This window comes from Pseudomonas sp. R3-41 (genome assembly GCF_054161485.1).
The window spans coordinates 1,504,852-1,525,873 of sequence record NZ_CP096421.1 but is presented as its reverse complement, the minus strand read 5'-3'; the positions used below and the strand labels follow the sequence as shown (position 1 = coordinate 1,525,873).

Sequence of the window (21,022 nt, the reverse complement as noted above, 5' to 3'; positions counted from 1 at the left end):
CAAACAAAAAACCGCTCACCTGATCAGGTGAGCGGTTTTTTTATGTCCTTTGCAATGTCAGCTCTAGCACAACTTCTTAAATAGCAAGCTAACTAAACATAACCTGACTTCAGTGCCAAGTTATGACCAAGTCGTTATTGCGCCGGCCCTTCCTGAACCACCCGAATCACTCGTTGTGGAAACGGAATATCAATGCCCGCGTCCTTCAAGCGATCCCGCGCCAGCTCATTGAGCATGAACATGACGTTCCAGTAGTCCGCGGTCTTGACCCAGATACGCAGCGACACCGTGATCGCACTGTCGCCCAAGGTGGAAATCACTGCTTCAGGCGCTGGATCCGCCAGCACGCGTTCATCCTTGGCCAACTCAAGCAACACTTCCCGGGCCTTTTGCAGGTCGGCCTGGTAGTCCACGCCGACGTCGAACACGACTTTGCGGGTCGGCTGGCGGTTGGTGTTGGTGATGATGCCGTTGGAGAGATTACCGTTGGGCACGATGACGGTCTTGTTGTCACCGGTGCGCAACACCGTATGAAAGATCTGGATGCTGTCGACCGTACCAGCCACGCCCTGGGCTTCAATCCAGTCACCGATGCGGAACGGACGGAACAGCAAGATCAGCACGCCACCGGCGAAGTTCGCCAGGCTGCCTTGCAAGGCCAGGCCAATCGCCAGGCCGGCGGCACCGATGGCGGCGACGAACGAAGTGGTTTCCACACCGATCATCGAAGCGACGCTAACGATCAGCAATATCTTCAGGATGATGTTGGCCAGGGTGCTGATAAACCCTTGCAAGGCCAGGTCGGCGTTACGCAGGGCCAGCAGCGCACCCAGTTTCTGCGTCACTTTGTTGATCAGCCACCAGCCGATGGCCAGGGTGATGACGGCCAGCAGTACGCGGCTGCCGTATTCCATGATCATGGGAATCCAGGTCTGGGAAGCCTTGACCAGGTTGTCCACTTCAGCGTTCAAGTCCATCTAATTCTCCTTATTCCTATTGCACGCGGCATTGTGTGGCGAGGGCGCTTGCTCCTGCGGGGCTGCTTAGCGGCCCTATTGATGGGTGCTGCGCACCCAAGCGGGAGCAAGCTCCCTCGCCACGGTAACCGCGAAAATCCGAAATCAGTCGCGGAAATTATTGAATTGCAGGGGCATGTCGAATGCCTTGGCGCGCAGTGCCGCAATGGCTTCTTGCAAGTCGTCACGTTTCTTGCCGGTGACCCGCACCTGCTCGCCCTGGATGGCGGCTTGTACCTTGAGCTTGGCGTCCTTGATGTGAGCGACGATCTTCTTGGCCAGCTCCTTGTCGATGCCTTCCTTGAGCACGGCTTCCTGCTTCATCAACTTGCCCGAGGCATAGGCGTCCTTGACTTCAAGGCACTGCACATCGATCTTGCGCTTGACCAGCGCCAGCTTGAGGATCTCGATCATCGCCTCGAGCTGGAAGTCGGCCTCGGCGGTCAGGTTCACGGTCAGGTCTTTTTCCTTGAACTCGAAACTGCCCTTGCCCTTGAGGTCATAACGACGGTCGAGTTCCTTGACGGCGTTTTCAACCGCGTTGGTGACTTCGTGCTTGTCCAGTTCGGATACCACGTCGAATGACGGCATGTAGTGTTCTCCAAATAAAAAGGCGCGCCAGTATCAACGGCGCGCGCTTGGCTTGTGGTTAAAATCGGGCTCATTATAACGGCTCTTTTCCTGCCGACACTGCGAGCCCTCCGATGCCTGCATCAATCCGAGCAAAAAACTGATGTCGACCACTTGGCATGTCCTCGGGGCCGGCAGTCTCGGCACGTTGTGGGCCGCGCGCCTGGCCCGGGCCGGGTTGCCGGTGCGGTTGGTGCTGCGCAGCGAAGCGCGCTTGCAGGCCTACCGCAACGCCGGCGGCCTGACCCTGGTGGAACAAGGCCAGGCGCAGTGCTACCCGGTGCCGGGCGAAACGGCGAACAGCCCGGCGCCCATCAAGCGCCTGCTTCTGGCCTGCAAAGCCTACGACGCAGAAGCAGCCGTGAATTCGGTGGCCCATCGCCTGGGCGCCGAATCGGAACTGATCCTGCTACAAAACGGCCTCGGCAGCCAGGACGCGGTGGCCAACTGTGTGCCCCAGGCCCGTTGCATCAGCGCCTCCAGCACCGAAGGCGCGTTCCGCGACGGTGACTGGCGCGTGGTGTTCGCCGGCCACGGCTACACCTGGCTGGGCGACCCGGCGCACCCGGTCGCGCCGTTCTGGCTGGACGACTTGACCGCCGCCGGCATTCCCCACGAATGGAGCGCCGACATCCTCACCCGACTCTGGCGCAAGTTGGCGCTCAATTGTGCGATCAATCCACTGACCGTGCTGCATCACTGCAAGAACGGTGGCTTGCAGGAACACCGCTGCGAAGTCGCGACCTTGTGCGCGGAGCTCACTGACCTGCTCGAACGTTGCGGCCAGCCCGCGGCGGCCGAGGATTTGCAGCCGGAAGTCGAACGGGTGATCCAGGCCACGGCCGCCAACTACTCCTCGATGTACCAGGACGTCGCCAATCGGCGGCGCACCGAAATCAGCTATTTGCTCGGTTACGCCTGCAAGGTCGCCCAACGCCATGAGCTGAGCGTGCCGCATCTGGAACAGCTGCGCCAGCGACTGATTGTCCACTTGGACAACCTCGGATTGCCCAGCGACTGAGCAGCGGCTACGCTGGCCTCGTGTTCCTTCTTAGCGACGAGTCTGATGCCATTGCGCCAGCGCCTTGAAAACCTCCCGGTCGGCCAGAAACTGCTGGCCGCCCTGTTGGTGTTGTTGACCACTGTCCTGCTGGTGGCCAACCTGACCTTTATCAGCGCCGCCTACTATATTTCCCAGGAAAGCATGGCGCCCCAGGCCCTGCAGACCATTGGCCGGCTGATCGCCAATCCGAGCCTGATCTCCGAGGCCCTTCAATCGCCCCAAAGTGCCCAACGCCTGCTCGACGAGCTCAACAGTTATGCACCGCTGCGGGCGGCGGCGCTGTACGACGGCCAGGGCGAGCGCCTGGCACAGCTGCAACAGGGCGAAAAGCTCAAGCTGCCGGACCATTACCGCAACATACAAGCCTGGCAAGCGGGTGAGTTTCGCAGTAACAAGGTCATTACCCTGCCCCGTCCCGGCACCGAGCCCGGCCACCTGTTGCTGGTGGCCAGCAGCGAATTGCCCACGGCGTTCTACACCGGCACCCTGACCGCCAGCCTTGGCATCCTGATCTTCAGCGTGTTGCTGTGGCTGGTCATTGCCCAACAGATCAAACGCCTGATCACCCAGCCGATCCATCAGCTCGAAGAGCTGTCACGCCAGGTTACCCGCGAGGAAAACTATGCCCTGCGCGCCGCCCGGGGCAACCATGATGAAATCGGCAGCCTGGCCGAGGCGTTCAATACCATGCTGTCGCGGATCGAAGCCCGGGAACAGCAACTCAAGCGCGCGCGGGACGACTCACAGGCCGCCTACGACCAGGCCCAGGGCCTGGCGGAAGAAACCCGCCATACCAATCGCAAGCTGGAGCTGGAAGTCCAGGTGCGCAGCAAGATCGAGAAAAAACTCACGGGCTTCCAGAACTACCTCAACAGCATCATCGACTCCATGCCGTCGGCGCTGATCGCCCTCGACGAACAACTCTACGTGACCCAATGGAACCAGGAAGCCAGCGCCCTCTCCGGCACGCGCCTGGACGAAGCCTTGAACCAGCCGATCTTCCTCGCCTTCGAACCGCTCAAGCCGTACCTGCCCCAACTCAAGCAGACCGTCGAGCAACACACGGTGGCCAAGATCGAACGCGTCACCTGGACCAAGGACGACGAAGCCCGGCATTACGCCCTGACCTTCTACCCGTTGATGGGCGGCGCCGGGCGTGGCGTGGTGATCCGCATCGATGACATCACCCAGCGCCTGTCGCTGGAAGAAATGATGGTGCAATCGGAAAAAATGCTCTCGGTCGGTGGCCTCGCGGCGGGCATGGCCCATGAAATCAACAACCCCTTGGGCGCCATCCTGCACAACGTGCAGAACATCCGTCGGCGGCTGTCACCGGAGTTGCCAAAGAACCTCGAACAGGCCGAGCAGTTGGGCATCGAACTGCCGGTGGTCAACCGCTACCTGGAAAGCCGCGAGATTCCGCAGTTGCTCGACGGCATCCAGCAAGCCGGCGCCCGGGCGGCGAAAATCGTCACCCACATGCTCAGTTTCAGCCGGCGCAGCACCCGGCAAATGGCGCCTTGCGACCTGCCCGCACTGATCGACCAGGCGGTGGAAATCGCCGGTAACGACTTCGACCTGGCGATCGGCTTCGACTTCAAGGGCCAGGCGATTATCCGTCAATTCGACCCGAACCTGGGGCCGGTGCCCGGCACGGCCAACGAACTGGAACAGGTGCTGCTCAACCTGCTGAAAAACGCCGCCCAGGCGATTCATCAGCGCCAGGACGACAGCGAGCCCGGGCGCATTATCCTGCGCACACGGTTGAATCCGCCGTGGGCGGAAATCCAGGTCGAGGACAACGGCATCGGCATGAGCGAGAACGTGCGCAAGCGCACCTTCGAACCCTTCTTCACCACCAAGGAGATCGGCCAGGGCACCGGCCTTGGGCTGTCGGTCTCGTATTTCATCATCACCAACAACCACAAGGGCCAGATGGAAGTGCAGTCGGCGCCGGGCCAAGGCACCTGCTTCACGCTGCGCCTGCCCCTGGCGGGCACGTCGATGGTGCCACAGGAAAACAAACAACTGGAGCGCTGAGCATGGGCTTTCGCCTGTCGAAGATTTACACCCGCACCGGCGACAAAGGTGAAACCGGGTTGGGCGATGGTCGCCGCGTGGCAAAGGATCATCCACGAGTCGAGGCCATCGGCGAAGTGGACACACTGAACAGCCAGTTGGGCTTGTTGCTCGCCGGGCTGGCCGAGGAGTCCGTCCGGCATCCGGCGCTGGAGGAAGTCATCGCAGTGTTGGCGCCGTGTCAGCACCGGTTGTTCGACTTGGGTGGTGAGCTCGCGATGCCGGCGTACCAAGCCTTGAACGTGGCGGAAATCGAGCGGCTGGAAGCGGCGATTGACCTGTGGAATGAAGAACTGGGGCCGCTGGAAAACTTCATCCTGCCCGGCGGCTCTTCCTTGATCGCGCAAGCTCACGTCTGCCGAGCCCTGGCCCGCGGCGCCGAGCGTCGTTGCCAGCAATTGAACGCGGTGGAGCCGCTGGCCGGGCCGGGGCTGGCCTATATCAATCGGTTGTCGGATCTGCTGTTCGTGACCGCGCGGGTCATTGCCCGGCGGCAGGGGGTGGAGGAGGTGCTTTGGGTGGCGGCGGCCAAGCCTGAAGGCTGATCAGAGGTGTATCGCCTGTCAGTCCGCCTTCGCGAGCAAGCCCGCTCCCACAGGGGATCTGCGGCAGGCACACATTCTGTACCTGGCAGAAATCTACTGTGGGAGCGGGCTTGCTCGCGAAGAGGCCGGCAGTCACACCACACCATCAAGCCTCAGGCCAAAACGCCCGAATCCCCGCCACACCCTGCGCCCCGGCCTCCCAGGCTTTTTGCTGCTCGCCAGGCCCTACCCCGCCCAACAGATAGACCGGCCGGTTGAAGCCCTCGATCAACCGCGCCGCCTCCGCCCAGCCCAACGGCTGCGCATCGGGATGGGTCTGGGTCGGCTGCACCGGCGAAAGGGTGACAAAGTCCACATCCATCTGCTGCGCGAGGGACAGTTCCTCGGCGTTATGGCAAGAAGCCGCCAGCCAACGGTCCTTGCCGAATGGTCGACCGGCCGCGGCATGCTTGCGCAGTTGCGCAGCGGTAATGTGCCAGCCAGCGGAAGGAAAATCCCCCAGCCACTCGAACGGTCCCTTGAGCATCAGTTGGGCCTTGCCGGCACACAACCCCACCGCATCCACCGCCAGATCGCGGTATTGCGGGTCGTAGCCATTAGGCGCACGCAACTGGACCAACTTGATCCCGCCGGCAATCGCCTTCTGCATGCCGCGCAGCAAGGCTGGCGTCTCAAGGCCTTCCGGGGTGATCAGGTATTCACCCGGCAAACGGGCCGCCGCGACGATCGGCTGGTTGGCCGCTGGAAATTCATGATTCGTCAGGTCGCGGGCCGTCACCCAGGCCAACGGTTGACCTTCGGCGCCATGGGGTTCGCCACTGAACGCCGAAACTTCCCAGACGTCCAGCAACACCTGTTTGTCCGGGTAATCGTGACGCACCTTGATCAACGGCCGGGCAACGTCGACGACAATGCCCAGTTCCTCATGAAGCTCGCGGGCCAGGGCCGTCTCGACGGACTCATCGGCCTCGACCTTGCCACCAGGAAATTCCCACAGGCCACCCTGGTGTTGGGTGTCGGCCCGTCGGGCAATGAGGATTTTGCCGGCAGCGTCGCGGATCACCGCCGCCGCCACATGGACTCGTTTCACCGCGTAGTTTCCTCCAGGCCAGCTTGTTGCCACGCCTTGAACGCTGACCATTGATATAGGGTTTGGACGTAGGCCTCATCGACCTCCGGCAGTGCCACTTGATAAGTGCGCAAGCGTACGGCAACCGGGGCAAAAAATGCATCGGCCAGGCTTACGCGGCCAAACAGGTAAGGACCGGTTTCGGTCGCCGCCGCACGGCATTCGGCCCACAACGCCAGCATCCGCTGGATGTCCGCCTGCACGTCGGATGGCATCGGTGACAGCGGCGCATCGTGCAGCAGATCCATGGGCATATGGTTGCGCAGGGCGAAAAAGCCGCTGTGCATCTGCGCACAGGCCGAGCGCGCCTGGGCCCGGGCAGCCACGTCCTTGGGCCAGAGATTGGCCTCGGGAAATTGTTCGGCCAGGTATTCGGCAATCGCCATGGAATCGGAGATCACGCCGAATTCGGTCTTGAGCAATGGGACCTTGGCCGTGGCTGAATATTTGAGCAGCTTTTCACGGGTATCCGGCTGGCCGAGCCTGACCAACTCTTCGGTGTACTTCGCACCGGTCAGCGCCAGGGCGAGCGCGCCGCGCATGGACCAGGAAGAGAGATCTTTGTCGCCGATGATCAGGTGCAGGCTCATGGGGATTCCTTTCTTGTGGTTTTGTAGAGGCTGTACTGGCGTCTTCGCGAGCAGGCTCGCTCCCACAGGGGAATTGTGGTTTGGACAGGTTTTATATCACCCGGCAAACCCCTTGTGGGAGCGAGCCTGCTCGCGAATGGGACGACTCGGTTTAAGTCCGGTACTCAGCGTTGATCTTGACGTACTCGTGGGACAAATCAGTCGTCCAGATCGTTTCGCTGCAATCACCCCGTCCCAACTCGATACGGATGGTGATTTCTTCCTGCTGCATCACCGCCGCGCCCTGGGCTTCGGTGTAGGTCGCGGCACGAGCGCCTTGGCTGGCGATGCAGACCTCACCGAGGAACACGTCGATCTTGCTCACGTCCAGCTCAGGCACGCCGGCCCGGCCGACGGCGGCAAGGATCCGGCCCCAGTTCGGGTCGGAGGCGAACAGCGCGGTCTTGATCAGCGGCGAGTGCGCCACGGTGTAGCCGACATCCAGGCATTCCTGGTGATTACCACCGCCGTTGACCTGCACGGTCACGAACTTGGTCGCACCTTCGCCGTCACGGACGATGGCCTGGGCCACTTCCATGCACACGTCGAACACTGCTTGCTTCAGGGCGGCGAACAACGAACCGCTGGCCTCGGTGATCTCTGGCAGGTTGGCCTGGCCGGTGGCGATCAGCATGCAGCAGTCATTGGTGGACGTGTCGCCGTCGATGGTGATGCGGTTGAACGACTTGTTGGCGCCGTCGAGCATCAGGTCTTGCAGCACTTGGCGCGAGACCTTGGCGTCGGTGGCGATGTAGCCGAGCATGGTCGCCATGTTCGGGCGGATCATGCCGGCGCCCTTGCTGATGCCGGTGACGGTGATGGTCACGCCGTCATGCTGGAACTGGCGGCTCGCGCCCTTGGGCAGCGTGTCGGTGGTCATGATGCCGGTGGCGGCCGCGGCCCAGTTGTTTTCCGACAGGTCATCGAGGGCGGCTTGCAGCGCGCCTTCGATCTTCTCCACCGGTAGCGGCTCGCCGATCACACCGGTGGAATACGGCAACACCTGGCTGGCGTCGACGCCGGTCAGCTCAGCCAGCTTGGCGCAGGTGCGCTCGGCGGCGGCCAGGCCTGGCGCGCCGGTGCCGGCGTTGGCGTTGCCGGTGTTGGTCAGCAGGTAACGCACCGGCCCTTGCACGCGTTGCTTGGCCAGGATCACCGGCGCGGCACAGAAGGCGTTGAGGGTGAACACGCCCGCCACCGTCGAGCCTTCGGCGCAACGCATGACCACGACGTCCTTGCGCCCGGGGCGCTTGATGCCGGCCGAAGCGATACCGAGTTCAAAACCGGCAACCGGGTGCAACGTGGGCAACGGACCAAGACCAACAGCCATGAATGCGCTCCTTAATAAATGTATTCAGCATCGTCCTTATCAAGACGACTGATCAAATGGCAAAACGCCGCGACAAGAGACTCTTGTCGCGGCGCGGGTCGTTCAGCGTTGAAACGGGATTATTGGATCTGCCCGTGGCAATGCTTGTATTTCTTGCCCGAACCGCAGTAGCACAGTTCGTTACGGCCCAGCTTCTGCTCGTTGCGCACCGGTGCGGTCGCCAGGGCGACATCCACATCGACGCCCTCTTCGGCGACCACTTCCAGGCCAGGGGCTTCGGCGTGTTCGAACTGCATGCGCGCGGCCAGGGCTTCGGCTTCCTGGCGCAGGCGAGCTTCTTCTTCGGCCGGATCTTCGCGGCGAACCTGAACGTGGGACAGCACACGGATCGAGTCGCGCTTGATCGAATCGAGCAACTCGGAGAACAGCGTGTAGGACTCGCGCTTGTACTCCTGCTTCGGGTTCTTCTGGGCGTAACCACGCAAATGGATACCGTGGCGCAGATGGTCCATGGTCGACAGGTGGTCTTTCCACAAGTCGTCCAGCACCCGCAGCACGATCTGCTTCTCGAAGGAACGCAGGGCCTCGGCGCCCGCCTGGTCTTCCTTCTCGTTATAGGCGGCGATCAGTTCGGCCAGCAGTTTTTCACGCAGGGTTTCTTCGTACAGGTGATCGTCTTCGTCGAGCCATTGCTGGATCGGCAAAGCCACGCCGAAATCGCTCTGCAAGGCGGCTTCCAGGCCAGCGACGTCCCACTGTTCCGGCAGCGATTGCGGCGGGATGTGGGCGCTGACGGTGGCGTTGAGCACGTCCTGGCGGAAATCGGCGATGGTTTCGCCAATGTTGTCGGCGGCCAACAAACTGTTACGCATGTGATAGATCACTTTACGCTGTTCGTTGTTGACGTCGTCGAACTCGAGCAATTGCTTGCGGATATCGAAGTTGCGGCCTTCGACCTTGCGCTGGGCCTTTTCGATGGCGTTGGTCACCATGCGGTGCTCGATCGCCTCGCCTGGCTGCATGCCCAGGGCCTTCATGAAGTTCTTCACCCGGTCAGAGGCGAAGATGCGCATCAGGCTGTCTTCCAGGGACAGGTAGAAACGGCTGGAACCGGCGTCGCCCTGGCGACCGGCACGGCCACGCAGCTGGTTGTCGATACGACGGGATTCGTGACGCTCGGACGCGATCACTTGCAAACCGCCGGATTCGAGCACCTGCTGGTGACGCTTCTGCCAGTCGGCCTTGATCTGCGCGATCTGCTCGGGCGTCGGGTTTTCCAGGCTGGCGACTTCCACTTCCCAGTTGCCGCCCAACAGGATGTCGGTACCACGACCGGCCATGTTGGTGGCGATGGTCAGCGCACCCGGGCGACCGGCCTGGGCGATGATCTCGGCTTCCTTCTCGTGGAACTTGGCGTTGAGGACCTTGTGCTCGATGCCTTCCTTGTTGAGCAAGGCGGACATGTGCTCGGAGGTCTCGATGGTGGCGGTACCCACCAGGATCGGACGGCCCTGGGCCATGCCTTCCTTGATGTCGTTGATGATCGCCGCGTACTTCTCTTCGGCGGTCAGGAACACCAGGTCGTTGTAGTCTTTACGAGCCAGCGGCTTGTTCGGCGGAATCACCACCACTTGCAGGCCATAGATCTGGTGGAATTCGAACGCTTCGGTGTCCGCGGTACCGGTCATGCCGGACAGCTTGTTGTACAGGCGGAAGTAGTTCTGGAAGGTGGTCGAGGCCAAGGTCTGGCTCTCGGCCTGGATGTTCAGGCCTTCCTTGGCTTCGATGGCCTGGTGCAGGCCCTCGGACAGGCGACGGCCCGGCATGGTACGGCCGGTGTGCTCGTCCACCAGCACGACCTGGCCGTCCTGCACGATGTATTCGACGTTGCGATGGAACAGCTTGTGGGCACGCAGGCCGGCATAGACGTGGGTCAGCAGGCCCAGGTTATGGGCCGAGTACAAGCTCTCGCCCTCAGCCAGCAAGCCGACGCGGGTGAGCATTTCCTCGATGAACTGGTGACCGGCCTCGTTGAGTTCGACCTGGCGGGTCTTCTCGTCAACGGTGTAGTGCCCGGCCTGGGTCACTTCGCCTTCGACTTCCTCGACGTGCAGCTTGAGCTGCGGGATCAGTTTGTTGATCTCGATGTACAGCTTGGAGCTGTCCTCGGCCTGACCGGAAATGATCAGTGGGGTACGGGCTTCGTCGATGAGGATGGAGTCGACTTCGTCGATCACGGCAAAGTTGAGTTCACGCTGGAATTTCTCTTCCATGCTGAACGCCATGTTGTCGCGCAGGTAGTCGAACCCGAATTCGTTGTTGGTGCCGTAGGTGATGTCGGCGGCATAGGCGGCGCGCTTCTCTTCCGGCGGCTGGAACGGCGTGACGACGCCGACGGTCAGGCCGAGGAATTCGTAGAGCGGGCGCATCCAGTTGGCGTCGCGGCGGGCCAGGTAGTCGTTGACCGTCACCACGTGCACGCCCTTGCCGGACAAGGCATTGAGGTAGACGCCCAGGGTCGCCACGAGGGTCTTGCCCTCACCGGTACGCATTTCAGCGATCTTGCCTTCGTGCAAGGTCATGCCGCCGATCAACTGAACGTCGAAGTGGCGCATGCCCATGACCCGCTTGCCGGCTTCACGGGCGACCGCAAAGGCTTCGGGCAGGAGCTGGTCAAGGGTTTCCCCTTTGGCGATGCGGTCCTTGAATTCGGCAGTCTTGGCGCGTAACTGATCGTCCGAAAGGGCCACCATTTGCTCTTCGAAGGCATTGACAGTCTGTACCGTCTTGAGCATGCGCTTGACTTCACGCTCGTTCTTGCTTCCAAAAAGTTTCTTTAACAAAGGCGCAAACATATCGGCAGGATCTTCCACACTAAAGGGATGGAGGGCGGCCCCATGAGTCGCCCGTGCAGCCCTCATGGCCGCATGCGAACGAGCATTCTACCCGGAAACGATGGAGAGGAAAGTGGCGTTATTCCACGATGCTGGCACAGCGCTGTGACGGGGCCACACTAAAATAAGGGCTTTTGCGCGAACTTCAACCCGCAAGGCGCAGAAGTTACTCATTGATTGTGCAGCTAAAAGCCGCTGGGCGAGAGGGTCGAGGCGCATCCGGCGCTTTCTGCTACCATGGCGCCTCTGTCATTTGCGGTATTCATTCATGGCCTTTCGCCCTCTTCCAGCCAAGGCACCCGCCGTTCTGCTGCGCGAAGCCAAGCCGCTGAAAGCCATCTTCGGCCACGCCCGGCGCCTGGGCCACCTGCAGCGCCTGCTGGACAGCCAGTTGCAACCGGCCGCGCGCGAACATTGCCACGTAGCGTCGTGGCGCGAAGGCAGCTTGTTGCTGATTGTCACCGACGGCCACTGGGCCACGCGCCTGCGCTACCAGCAAAAACGCTTGCTGCGCCAACTCCAGGCGTTCGAAGAATTCGCCAACCTGACGCGGATCCTGTTCAAGGTCCAACCGCCTACTGTCCAGGTCGGCGCCAAGGGGCATACGCTGGACTTGTCCACCGACGCCGCCGCGACCATCCAGGCCACGGCGGACGGCATCAGCGATCCCAACCTGCGGGCGGCGCTGGAACGGTTGGCGGCCCATGCCAGGCCCAAGGATTGAGATTTTCGGCGGTTGTTAGATAGCTATCGCGAGCAGGCTCGCGATAGCAGCAGGTCAGCCAGCCTATTTTTTGCCTGCCAGACCGCCTTCGCGAGCAAGCCCGCTCCCACAGGGTTCTTCAGCGGACGCACATTTTGCGTACGACATGCTCCACTGTGGGAGCGAGCCTGCTCGCGATAGCAGCAGGTCAGTCAGCCTATTTTTCGCCTGCCAGATCGCCTTCGCGAGCAAGCCCGCTCCCACAGGGATCTTCAGCGGACGCACATTTTTGCGTACGACATCGATCCACGGTGGGAGCGAGCCTGCTCGCGATAGCAGCAGGTCAGCCAGCCTATTTTTCGCCTGCCAGACCGCCTTCGCGAGCAAGCCCGCTCCCACAGGGTTCTTCAGCGGACGCACATTTTGCGTACGACATCGCTCCACTGTGGGAGCGGGCTTGCTCGCGAAGGGCGGCGACTCGGTCCCGACTACCGGCGGCGCTTGCTGCCCCCCAGCAACGACCCCATCAACCCACGTACCAACTGCCGGCCCAATTGATTGGCCGCCTGGCGCATCGCCGATTTAAGTGCCTGGCCAGCCGCCGTGCCGAGGAACTCGCCGGCTTGTTCGGTGAAGCTGGGCGCTTCAGCCGCCGGCTTGCTCGGTACCGCTTCGGCCTGGGGTTCCAGCCCCTTGCGCCCCATCAGCACCTCATAGGCCGACTCGCGATCAATCGGCTTGTCGTAGCGCCCTTGCAACGCTGAACTGGCGATCAGCCCGGCGCGCTCGGCCTCGCTCAATGGCCCGATCCGCGATTGCGGCGGCGCCACCAGCACGCGCTGGACCATTTCCGGCGTGCCTTTTTCCTGCAAGGTGCCCACCAGGGCTTCACCGATGCCCAGTTCGGTCAACACCGCCAAGGCATCGAACTGCGGGTTGGGCCGGAAACCGTCGGCCACCGCCCGCAGGGATTTCTGTTCCTTGGCCGTGAAGGCTCGCAACCCGTGCTGGATGCGCAACCCCAATTGCGCCAGCACGTCGTCCGGCAAGTCGCCGGGCGACTGGGTCACAAAATACACCCCCACGCCCTTGGAGCGGATCAGCCGCACCACTTGCTCCAGGCGCTCCTGCAACGCCTTGGGCGTACCGGCAAAAAGCAAGTGCGCCTCGTCGAAGAACAGCGCCAGCAGCGGCTTGTCCGCATCGCCGCGCTCGGGCAATTGCTCGAACAGCTCGGCCAGCAGCCACAGCAGGAACGTCGCGTAGACCTTTGGCGCTTCGTGGACCAGGCGGCTGGCATCGAGCAAGTGGATGCGGCCGCGGCCATCGCTGGCCGGTTGCAGGATGTCTTCGAGCTGCAAGGCCGGCTCGCCGAACAACGCGTCCGCGCCCTGCTGCTCCAAGGTGGACAAGCGCCGCAGCAGCGCCTGGCTGGAACCGGTGGTCATCAGCGCCGCGTCGTCCCCCAGCAACTCGGGATTGTCCTTGAGGTGATTGAGCAGCGCCTTCAGGTCCTTGAGGTCCAGCAGCAACAGGCCCTCGCGATCGGCAACCTTGAACGCGGCATAGAGCGCCGATTGCTGGCTGTCCGTCAGTTCCAACAGGCTGCCGATCAACAACGGGCCCATTTCACTCAAGGTGGTGCGCAGCGGATGACCGGACTGGCCGTGGATATCCCACAAGGTCACCGGATAAGCCTGGGGTTTGTGATCGAGCCAGGGCATGCCCGCGATACGCTCGGCGATCTTGCCCTGGGGGGTGCCCGCCGCGCCGAGGCCGCACAGGTCGCCCTTGATGTCCGCCGCGAACACCGCCACGCCGGCATCGCTGAACATTTCCGCGAGGCGCTGCAAGGTGACGGTCTTGCCGGTACCGGTGGCGCCCGCCACCAGGCCATGGCGGTTCGCCAGGCGCATGGCCTGGCCGATGGGCTGGCCGCTGAGGTCGGCGCCGATAACGAGTTGCGATGAGTCAGGCATGTGGTCACCCGTGGTGTTTGCGATATGACGCCATTTTGCACGCTTATATAAAAGCATGCCTGGGGCATTAAGGCCCTGGCGCTGGAAATAAAAACCACATTTGACCGCACTCATGTGGCGAGGGAGCTTGCTCCCGCTGGGCTGCGCAGCGGCCCCAAAATCTTGGGAGCGCTTCGCACTGGAGCGCCAGCCCGGTCCAGCGGGAGCAAGCTCCCTCGCCACATATTCATTTGCATGACCGCTACGTCACCACAACCCCAACCGAACATCTATTCTTACTAAAGGTCAACACAGGAGAACACAGACCGGAGGGATGTTCATCGTGCATATCGCGGACATAACCATGTTCTACGCCCCTGCCAGCGGAGGCGTGCGCACTTACCTGGATGCCAAGCACCGGCGCCTGGGCGATCGGCCCGGTATTCGTCACAGCCTGTTGATTCCCGGCGCGCATTTGAGCGAGCACGACGGAATCTACAAGGTTCCGGCCCCTGCGCTGCCGTTCGGCAAGGGCTATCGTTTTCCCCTTCGCCTGGCGCCCTGGCGCAATGTCCTGCGCGATCTGCAGCCGGACCTGATCGAGGTTGGCGATCCGTACCTCACTGCCTGGGCCGCATTGGATGCCCGTCGTCAGCTCGACGTGCCCGTCATCGGCTTCTATCACTCCGACCTGCCACTGTTGGTGAGCAACCGCATGGGCAACTGGTTCACGCCCAACATCGAAGCCTACGTCAGCAAGTTATATGGCAATTTCGACCGGGTCCTGGCGCCAAGCCAGGTCATGGCCGACAAACTGACCGGGCTGGGGGTCAAGAACGTCTTCGTGCAACCCTTGGGCGTCGACCTGCAAACCTTCACCCCCGCCGCCCGCGACCCGGAACTGCGGGCCGAGCTGGGCATTGCCGAAGACACGCGCCTGCTTATTTTCGCCGGTCGCGGCTCCAAGGAAAAAAACCTGCCGGTGCTGCTCAAGTGCATGAAACGCCTGGGCGAGCGCTATCACTTGTTGCTGGTGGGCTCGTCGATGCCCGCCGTGGTGCCGGACAACGTCACGGTGGTCGATGAATTCTGCCCGGCGCCGCAAGTCGCCCGGCTCATGGCCAGCGCCGATGCCCTGTTGCACGCCGGCGACCAGGAGACTTTCGGCCTGGTGATCCTCGAAGCCATGGCCAGCGGTATTCCCGTGGTGGCGGTGGCGGCCGGGGCCTTCACCGAAATCGTCAAAGAGGACTGCGGGTTGCTGTGCACGCCCAACAACCCGCAGGCCATGGCCAATGCCGTGCGGCAACTGTTTGCCGAAGGCTGCCAGCGTCGAGGCCTACTGGCGCGCCGGCATGTGGAGCGTCATTACGCCTGGGACACCGTGGTCAACAGCTTGCTGGGGCATTACTACGCCGTGCTCGGCGAACAGATGCCGTTGCTGGCCAATGGTTGAGGCGAGGTCCGTGCCGATGAGTTCCTCGCCCAGCGTGCTCTTGGTGTTGCACGACGTGGCACCGCAAACCTGGCCCGACTACCAGCCCTTCGTCGAAGCCGTTGACGCCCTCGGCCAGGTGCCAATGACCTGGCTGGTGGTGCCGGACTTTCACCGCGCCAATGCCCTGGAGGCGCACCCCGGCTTTCGGCGCCTGCTCGACAGCCGGGTCGAGCGCGGCGACGAGTTGGTACTGCATGGTTATTACCATTGCGACGACGGCCCTCTCGGCCGCCACCCCAAGGATTGGTTCATGCGCCGGGTCTATACCCATGAGGGGGAGTTCTACAACCTGTCCGAGGCCGCCGCCCTAGCCCGCCTGCGCGCCGGGATCGAAACCTTCGAGCGCTACCATTGGCCGCTGGAAGGTTTCGTCGCCCCGGCCTGGCTGATGAGCGAAGGCACGCGCCAGGCCTTGCGCCAGTTGCCACTGAGCTACACCAGCGATACCCAACACCTTTATCGCTTGCCCGACTTCACTGCCATCGACGCGCCGGGCCTGGTCTGGAGTGCCCGCAGTGCCTGGCGCCGTGGCCTGTCGAAAGTCATCAGCGACCAACGTGAACAGCGCTGGCGCCAGGCCCCGGTGATTCGCCTGGGCCTGCACCCGGTGGACATGCGCCATGGGTTTTCCCGGGATTATTGGCTGCGCACCCTCGAACGCCTGCTCAACGACGGTCGCGTGCCGATGACCAAGGTCAACTGGCTGGCGACCCAGGGGCTGCGGGCCCGCAGCGACGCATGAAACGGCTGATCTGGCTGGGCGCCGCCTTGCTCACGGCGCTGTTGGTGCCGTTGCTGGTCGGTGGCGGGGAAATGTGGTCGCGGGTGCAGCGCTTTCCCCTGTCATTGCTGCTGACCATGCTCGGCATGATCGTGCTGTGCTGGGGTTTGAATTCCGTACGCTTGCGCCTGTTGCTGGGTGAATACCGTGGACGCATCGGCTGGTGGAAAAGCATGGGCGTGGTGATGTCCACCGAGTTCGCCATGTGCGCGACGCCCGGCGGCAGTGGCGGCCCGCTGACGCTGATGGCCCTGCTGGCGCGTAACGGTGTGCGCCCGGCCCATGGCAGTGCGGTGTTTGCCATGGATCAACTGAGCGACTTGCTGTTCTTCCTCTGTGCCTTGGTGGGCATTCTGTTCTACGCGCTGTTCCAGAACCTCAGCCAGCGCTTGGAATGGATGCTGGCGTTGAGCGCGATTTCATTGTTTGGCGGGCTGTTCGGCTGCGTGCTGGTGGCCCGTTATCACCGCCGGCTGATCCTGCTGGGCGCTCGCGTGCTGCGACACTTGCGAGTGAAGACCGCCACCCGCCAACGCTGGGGCCGCAAGATCCTGAACTTCCTCGCGGCGTTCACCGACACGTTGAAACTGCCGCGACAGACGCTGTTCCAGGTCTTCGGCCTGACCTGCCTGCATTGGGCGCTGCGCTACAGCGTGTTGTACCTGGCCTTGAAGGGGCTGGGCGCGGATTTGCAGTGGGCCTGGAGTTTCCTGATCCAGATGCTGTCCTTGAGCGCGGGACAGTTCAGCCTGCTGCCGGGCGGTGCCGGGGCGGCCGAACTGACCTCGGCGGCGCTGCTGGCGCCCATGGTGGGCAAGTCCACCGCGGCGGCGGCGATCCTGATCTGGCGGGCGGTGACCTATTACTTTTACCTGGTGGCCGGCGGGCCGGTGTTTTTCCTGATGGTCGGGCGGCCGTTGATCAAGAAGCTGATCAGGCTCAGGCAAGCCTGACCGGTCACGGCTTTTGTTCGGCCTCGTCCTGGGGATGCAGTTGCTCCCACAATTGCGCGGCGTCGGGAAACTCGGTGCCGTCCTCCGGGCTCAATGCGTCAGGATCGTAGCGGCTGAGGCAGCCTTCGCCCAGGGTGGTTGGGGCCTTGGAGGTGGCTTTGTCCAATGGGTCGGTCATGGCGCAGCGTTGCTCCTTGAGCGGTATGAATCACTGTGGCGAGGGAGCTTGCTCCCGCTCGAATGCGCAGCAGTCGTAAAGCCTGCCTACTCTTTCCCCCGGTGCACGGTGTTGAATGGTTTTGGGTCTGCTTCGCAGCCCAGCGGGAGCAAGCTCCCTCGCCACGGGGCATCGTTGTTCTTTAGTCAATAAAAAGGCCTGGCGATCACTCGTCCAGGCCCTTCGAAGTGTAGTCAGAAGACCACGGTCTTGTTGCCGTGCACCAGCACCCGGTCTTCCAAGTGATAACGCAGGCCACGGGCCAACACCATTTTCTCGACGTCACGGCCGAAACGCACCATGTCTTCGATGCTGTCGCTGTGGCTGACGCGCACCACGTCCTGCTCGATGATCGGGCCGGCGTCCAGCTCTTCGGTCACGTAGTGGCAGGTGGCGCCAATCAGCTTCACACCACGCATCGAGGCCTGGTGGTACGGCTTGGCACCGACGAACGACGGCAGGAAACTGTGGTGGATGTTGATGACCTTATGGGCGTACTCGCTGCACAACGCCGGCGGCAGGATTTGCATGTAGCGGGCCAGCACCACCACTTCGGCGTCGTGCTGCTTGACCAACCGCGAGACTTCGGCGAATGCCGGCTGCTTGTCTTGCGGGTTGACCGGCACGTGGTAGTACGGGATGCCGTGCCATTCCACCATGCTGCGCAAGTCATCATGGTTGGATATCACACAGGCGATGTCGCAATCGAGCTCATCGCTGTGCCAGCGGTGCAACAGGTCAGCCAGGCAGTGAGACTCACGACTGGCCATCAACACCACGCGCTTTTTCTGCGCGGTGTCGGTGATGCGCCAGTCCATCGAGAACTCTTCGGCAATGGGTGCGAACGCTTCACGGAAGGCTTCGATACCGAAGGGCAGCGAGTCGGCACGGATCTCGTGACGCATGAAAAACCAACCGCTTTGATTGTCCGAGTGATGGCTCGCTTCGGTGATCCAGCCGTTATGGGACGCCAGAAAGTTACTGACTTTAGCAACGATGCCGACGCGGTCCGGGCAAGCAATCACCAGACGAAAAGTGCGCATTAGGGAAACTCCAGAACTTCGCAAAGGCGGCCATTCTAGCCATTGCGCGGCAAAACTGCAGTATCGATGACACGCCGGAGCCTGGGCGACCGCCCCAGGCCATGGCCGGCGAGGCCTGGCAAGGCAGGCTATATGTGTGAATAGATGTGAAGACACTGTCACGGTATTTAACTGCAACAGGCATTTTTGTGGCGCAGCACTAATTAATTAAATAAAACACCGGTTAAATGTTTACTTGATGAAACTGTCTGATTACTATTGCCGCACTGTCTCCTTGTCACCCGCGTCCTACATAAGGTAGTCCACATGTCCTTGATCAATGAATACCGCGCCACAGAAGAAGCCATCAAAGAACTGCAAGCTCGCCTGAAAAATCTGTCGCAAGACGACAAACTGCAAACCGAGCTGGAATTCGAAGGCAAACTGCGCACGCTGATGGGCGAATACTCCAAGTCGCTGCGTGACATCATTGCCCTGCTGGATCCAGAAGCCAAGTCGAGCAAAGCGCCACGTGGCGCCGTCAAAACTACTGGCACCAAGCGCGCTCGCAAAGTTAAGCAATACAAGAACCCGCACAACGGCGAAGTCATCGAAACCAAAGGTGGCAACCACAAGACGCTGAAAGAGTGGAAAGCCAAGTGGGGCGGTGACGTGGTAGAAGGCTGGGCAACCCTGCTGGGCTAAGCCTCACCGCGTCGCATGCTTCTTTGCGAACAAAAAACGCCAGCGATTGCTGGCGTTTTTTTATGCCTGTCATCTTTTCAATTCATTGCGACTCAAGGCTTAAACGTTTACGCAATTGCTGGCTGTAGCCTTGCCATTCCATGAGTACTTCTCGCTGCATGGGTGTCGACAGGCCCAGCCACTCTCCCATCGCCTCGTCAAAACTTTGCAAGGTATTAGGCGCTCCCCATTCCGGGGCGGACAGACGTTGTTGACAGAAAAGTCTCCAACGCCCCTGCTCTTCGGGATCCAAGGTGTCTGGAAAGTTGCGTGCGCGATATCGGAACAATAGTTCCGGCAGACGCTCATCATCGAAAGGCCAGCGCTCTTGAGCCAATTGCGCCGGGTCCGCCATGCGCACTTGTTCACATAAACGCCGATCGCGGTCGCCCAAGAAGCCTGCGTATAACTGTTGCTCGGGATCCTCGCTGGCGGTGAAATCTTCGCGGCCATAAATAGCCTGAAGTTTATCTTGCCAAACTTTCTGTGCGTCAGTTAGCCGCAATGCCCGCTGTTGGTAACCCTCCATGTCCAGCGCCAGCCGTTGCTGGTCCTCGACGCGCAGCACCGACAGCGGCGCGACCACCGGGCATTTGTTGATATGGATAAGCTTGAGCGGCACTGGCAGCTCACCTTCGAGCAACTCTTCACGGCGGGTATACAACCGTTGGCGCAGGCTGTCGGCGTCGTGGTCCAACAAGCCCTGGGGGTCCAAATGCAGGTCGCAGACAATCAGGGCGTTGCGGTTTTTCGGATGCCAGGCCAGGGGCAGGACCACGCCGATGTAGTTGCGCGCCGCCGAAAAGCGACCGGAAATATGCACCATCGGCTGCAACAGGCGGATCTGGTCCATCACCTTCTGTTTGCTGCGCAGCTGGAACAGCCAGTCGTAGAGCCGGGGCTGCTGCTGGCGGATCAGGCGAGCCAGGGCGATGGTCGCACGCACGTCCGACAACGCATCGTGGGCCTGGCCATGATCGATGCCGTTGGCGGCGGTCAGGCGTTCGAGCTTGAGGCTGACGCGACCGTCTTCCTGCGGCCAGACAATGCCTTGTGGGCGCAGCGCATAGGCGGCGCGCACCAGGTCGATCAGATCCCAGCGACTGTTACCACCCTGCCATTCCCGCGCGTACGGGTCGAAGAAGTTTCGATAGAGGCTGTAGCGGGTCATTTCATCGTCGAAGCGCAGGGTGTTGTAGCCGGCGCCGCAGGTACCGGGCGCGGCCAGTTGGTCGTGGACACGGGTCATGAAATCGGCTTCGCTCAAGCCTTTTTCCGCCAGGCATGACGGGGTGATGCCGGTAATGGCACAGGCCGCCGGATGCGGCAGGATGTCATCGCTGGGCCGGCAATACAGGTTCACCGGTTCGTCGATTTCATTGAGCTCGAAGTCGGTACGGATACCCGCCACCTGCAAGGGCCGGTCGCAACGCGGGTTGATGCCGGTGGTTTCGTAGTCGTACCAGAAGATGGAAGTCACGGGCTGTTCCTGAACTGAAGACTGGCGAAGTCTAGGCGCTCGAACCCGCCTGCGACCAGCAGTGCTGTAACTTTTGAAGACTAATACCAGGGATAGTGGATCTGTGTGGGAGCGGGCTTGCTCGCGAAGACGGCGATACATTCAACATCAATGCAAGCTGGCACACCGCTTTCGCGAGCAAGCCCGCTCCCACAGTTGGTCTGCGGTGCCTGCGAGTGCAATCCCGGCATGGAGGTACAGACCGTGTTCGCCCTCCCAATCCTGTTGCAAACCATGAAATGACCCACACAGTTCTATCGTTTGCCCGCGCGAAGACTGCTAGCATCGGGGCCGAGATTGAACATTCGGTCT

18 protein-coding genes are annotated in these 21,022 nt (G+C 61.7%); 8 read left to right on the top strand and 10 right to left on the bottom strand.

The window, feature by feature from the left end; genetic code table 11:
• Window positions 1-134: 134 nt before the first annotated feature.
• The gene (locus M1D99_RS06845) at window positions 135-977 is read right to left on the bottom strand and encodes a mechanosensitive ion channel family protein (protein WP_186706361.1); all 843 of its coding nucleotides are present in this window, start codon (window positions 975-977) and stop codon (window positions 135-137) included.
• Window positions 978-1,121: 144 nt separating this feature from the next.
• Complete coding sequence (locus tag M1D99_RS06840; protein ID WP_186706362.1) at window positions 1,122-1,607, bottom strand: YajQ family cyclic di-GMP-binding protein; 486 nt, start codon at window positions 1,605-1,607, stop codon at window positions 1,122-1,124.
• 142 nt (window positions 1,608-1,749) lie between these two features.
• On the opposite strand from M1D99_RS06840, the gene M1D99_RS06835 reads away from it, so the two are divergent.
• The 3 genes from M1D99_RS06835 to M1D99_RS06825 are packed head-to-tail and all read left to right on the top strand — an operon-like array spanning window position 1,750 to window position 5,333.
• Window positions 1,750-2,667, top strand: coding sequence for a putative 2-dehydropantoate 2-reductase (locus tag M1D99_RS06835; protein WP_434574508.1), 918 nt, complete (start codon window positions 1,750-1,752; stop codon window positions 2,665-2,667).
• 45 nt (window positions 2,668-2,712) lie between these two features.
• Window positions 2,713-4,749, top strand: coding sequence for a sensor histidine kinase (locus M1D99_RS06830; protein ID WP_434574507.1), 2,037 nt, complete (start codon window positions 2,713-2,715; stop codon window positions 4,747-4,749).
• A 2-nt stretch (window positions 4,750-4,751) separates the two neighbouring features.
• Window positions 4,752-5,333: a cob(I)yrinic acid a,c-diamide adenosyltransferase gene (locus M1D99_RS06825; protein WP_458131568.1), complete on the top strand. Its 582-nt coding sequence runs from the start codon at window positions 4,752-4,754 to the stop codon at window positions 5,331-5,333.
• Between the two features lie 145 nt (window positions 5,334-5,478).
• Here M1D99_RS06825 and M1D99_RS06820 read toward each other — a convergent pair whose 3' ends face one another.
• The 4 genes from M1D99_RS06820 to secA form a co-directional block, all read right to left on the bottom strand.
• On the bottom strand, window positions 5,479-6,423 hold the full coding sequence (locus tag M1D99_RS06820) for a Nudix family hydrolase (RefSeq protein WP_186706366.1): 945 nt from the start codon (window positions 6,421-6,423) through the stop codon (window positions 5,479-5,481).
• The gene (locus tag M1D99_RS06815; protein WP_434574505.1) at window positions 6,420-7,052 is read right to left on the bottom strand and encodes a glutathione S-transferase family protein; all 633 of its coding nucleotides are present in this window, start codon (window positions 7,050-7,052) and stop codon (window positions 6,420-6,422) included. Before M1D99_RS06815 ends, M1D99_RS06820 begins: the two co-directional genes overlap by 4 nt.
• Window positions 7,053-7,203: 151 nt before the next feature.
• Complete coding sequence (argJ, locus tag M1D99_RS06810; protein WP_186706368.1) at window positions 7,204-8,421, bottom strand: bifunctional glutamate N-acetyltransferase/amino-acid acetyltransferase ArgJ; 1,218 nt, start codon at window positions 8,419-8,421, stop codon at window positions 7,204-7,206.
• A gap of 119 nt (window positions 8,422-8,540) precedes the next feature.
• Window positions 8,541-11,276, bottom strand: coding sequence for a preprotein translocase subunit SecA (gene secA / locus M1D99_RS06805; RefSeq protein WP_186706369.1), 2,736 nt, complete (start codon window positions 11,274-11,276; stop codon window positions 8,541-8,543).
• A 307-nt stretch (window positions 11,277-11,583) separates the two neighbouring features.
• On the opposite strand from secA, the gene M1D99_RS06800 reads away from it, so the two are divergent.
• Window positions 11,584-12,039 carry a DUF721 domain-containing protein gene (locus M1D99_RS06800; protein WP_053124648.1) on the top strand — a complete coding sequence of 152 codons (456 nt, stop codon included), beginning with the start codon at window positions 11,584-11,586 and terminating at the stop codon, window positions 12,037-12,039.
• Window positions 12,040-12,506: 467 nt separating this feature from the next.
• On the opposite strand, the gene M1D99_RS06795 is transcribed toward M1D99_RS06800, so the two are convergent.
• Window positions 12,507-13,997: a helicase HerA-like domain-containing protein gene (locus M1D99_RS06795; RefSeq protein WP_458131567.1), complete on the bottom strand. Its 1,491-nt coding sequence runs from the start codon at window positions 13,995-13,997 to the stop codon at window positions 12,507-12,509.
• 313 nt (window positions 13,998-14,310) lie between these two features.
• On the opposite strand from M1D99_RS06795, the gene M1D99_RS06790 reads away from it, so the two are divergent.
• From M1D99_RS06790 to M1D99_RS06780, 3 genes are read left to right on the top strand one after another with little or no spacing between them, the layout of a single operon-like run.
• Window positions 14,311-15,432, top strand: a complete 1,122-nt coding sequence (locus M1D99_RS06790) for a glycosyltransferase family 4 protein (protein ID WP_458131566.1) — start codon at window positions 14,311-14,313, stop codon at window positions 15,430-15,432.
• A gap of 16 nt (window positions 15,433-15,448) precedes the next feature.
• Entirely contained in the window at window positions 15,449-16,216 is a 768-nt protein-coding gene (locus tag M1D99_RS06785) for a DUF2334 domain-containing protein (RefSeq protein WP_458131565.1), read from the top strand.
• Window positions 16,213-17,208, top strand: coding sequence for a lysylphosphatidylglycerol synthase transmembrane domain-containing protein (locus M1D99_RS06780; RefSeq protein WP_458131564.1), 996 nt, complete (start codon window positions 16,213-16,215; stop codon window positions 17,206-17,208). Before M1D99_RS06785 ends, M1D99_RS06780 begins: the two co-directional genes overlap by 4 nt.
• A gap of 4 nt (window positions 17,209-17,212) precedes the next feature.
• On the opposite strand, the gene M1D99_RS06775 is transcribed toward M1D99_RS06780, so the two are convergent.
• Both M1D99_RS06775 and purU read right to left on the bottom strand, forming a co-directional pair.
• Window positions 17,213-17,386 (bottom strand): hypothetical protein, encoded by a 174-nt coding sequence (locus M1D99_RS06775; RefSeq protein ID WP_186706377.1) that lies wholly within the window; start codon window positions 17,384-17,386, stop codon window positions 17,213-17,215.
• A 233-nt stretch (window positions 17,387-17,619) separates the two neighbouring features.
• Window positions 17,620-18,468 (bottom strand): formyltetrahydrofolate deformylase, encoded by an 849-nt coding sequence (purU, locus tag M1D99_RS06770; protein WP_003178545.1) that lies wholly within the window; start codon window positions 18,466-18,468, stop codon window positions 17,620-17,622.
• Between the two features lie 306 nt (window positions 18,469-18,774).
• Here purU and mvaT point away from each other — a divergent pair, with 306 nt between their 5' ends.
• Window positions 18,775-19,152: a histone-like nucleoid-structuring protein MvaT gene (gene mvaT / locus M1D99_RS06765; protein ID WP_003205091.1), complete on the top strand. Its 378-nt coding sequence runs from the start codon at window positions 18,775-18,777 to the stop codon at window positions 19,150-19,152.
• 82 nt (window positions 19,153-19,234) lie between these two features.
• Here mvaT and sbcB read toward each other — a convergent pair whose 3' ends face one another.
• Window positions 19,235-20,671, bottom strand: a complete 1,437-nt coding sequence (sbcB, locus tag M1D99_RS06760) for an exodeoxyribonuclease I (RefSeq protein WP_186729423.1) — start codon at window positions 20,669-20,671, stop codon at window positions 19,235-19,237.
• Between the last annotated feature and the right edge of the window lie 351 nt (window positions 20,672-21,022).

Excerpts from the sequence above, each read along its gene's own strand:
- M1D99_RS06840 (WP_186706362.1), bottom strand. The coding sequence starts at position 1,607 with ATGCCGTCATTCGACGTGGTATCCGAACTGGACAAGCACGAAGTCACC.
- M1D99_RS06800 (WP_053124648.1), top strand. The coding sequence starts at position 11,584 with ATGGCCTTTCGCCCTCTTCCAGCCAAGGCACCCGCCGTTCTGCTGCGC.
- M1D99_RS06830 (WP_434574507.1), top strand. The coding sequence starts at position 2,713 with ATGCCATTGCGCCAGCGCCTTGAAAACCTCCCGGTCGGCCAGAAACTG.
- M1D99_RS06785 (WP_458131565.1), top strand. The coding sequence starts at position 15,449 with ATGAGTTCCTCGCCCAGCGTGCTCTTGGTGTTGCACGACGTGGCACCG.
- M1D99_RS06780 (WP_458131564.1), top strand. The coding sequence starts at position 16,213 with ATGAAACGGCTGATCTGGCTGGGCGCCGCCTTGCTCACGGCGCTGTTG.
- secA (WP_186706369.1), bottom strand. The coding sequence starts at position 11,276 with ATGTTTGCGCCTTTGTTAAAGAAACTTTTTGGAAGCAAGAACGAGCGT.
- mvaT (WP_003205091.1), top strand. The coding sequence starts at position 18,775 with ATGTCCTTGATCAATGAATACCGCGCCACAGAAGAAGCCATCAAAGAA.
- M1D99_RS06775 (WP_186706377.1), bottom strand. The coding sequence starts at position 17,386 with ATGACCGACCCATTGGACAAAGCCACCTCCAAGGCCCCAACCACCCTG.
- argJ (WP_186706368.1), bottom strand. The coding sequence starts at position 8,421 with ATGGCTGTTGGTCTTGGTCCGTTGCCCACGTTGCACCCGGTTGCCGGT.
- M1D99_RS06845 (WP_186706361.1), bottom strand. The coding sequence starts at position 977 with ATGGACTTGAACGCTGAAGTGGACAACCTGGTCAAGGCTTCCCAGACC.
- M1D99_RS06835 (WP_434574508.1), top strand. The coding sequence starts at position 1,750 with ATGTCGACCACTTGGCATGTCCTCGGGGCCGGCAGTCTCGGCACGTTG.
- M1D99_RS06795 (WP_458131567.1), bottom strand. The coding sequence starts at position 13,997 with ATGCCTGACTCATCGCAACTCGTTATCGGCGCCGACCTCAGCGGCCAG.
- purU (WP_003178545.1), bottom strand. The coding sequence starts at position 18,468 with ATGCGCACTTTTCGTCTGGTGATTGCTTGCCCGGACCGCGTCGGCATC.
- M1D99_RS06825 (WP_458131568.1), top strand. The coding sequence starts at position 4,752 with ATGGGCTTTCGCCTGTCGAAGATTTACACCCGCACCGGCGACAAAGGT.
- M1D99_RS06790 (WP_458131566.1), top strand. The coding sequence starts at position 14,311 with ATGTTCATCGTGCATATCGCGGACATAACCATGTTCTACGCCCCTGCC.
- M1D99_RS06815 (WP_434574505.1), bottom strand. The coding sequence starts at position 7,052 with ATGAGCCTGCACCTGATCATCGGCGACAAAGATCTCTCTTCCTGGTCC.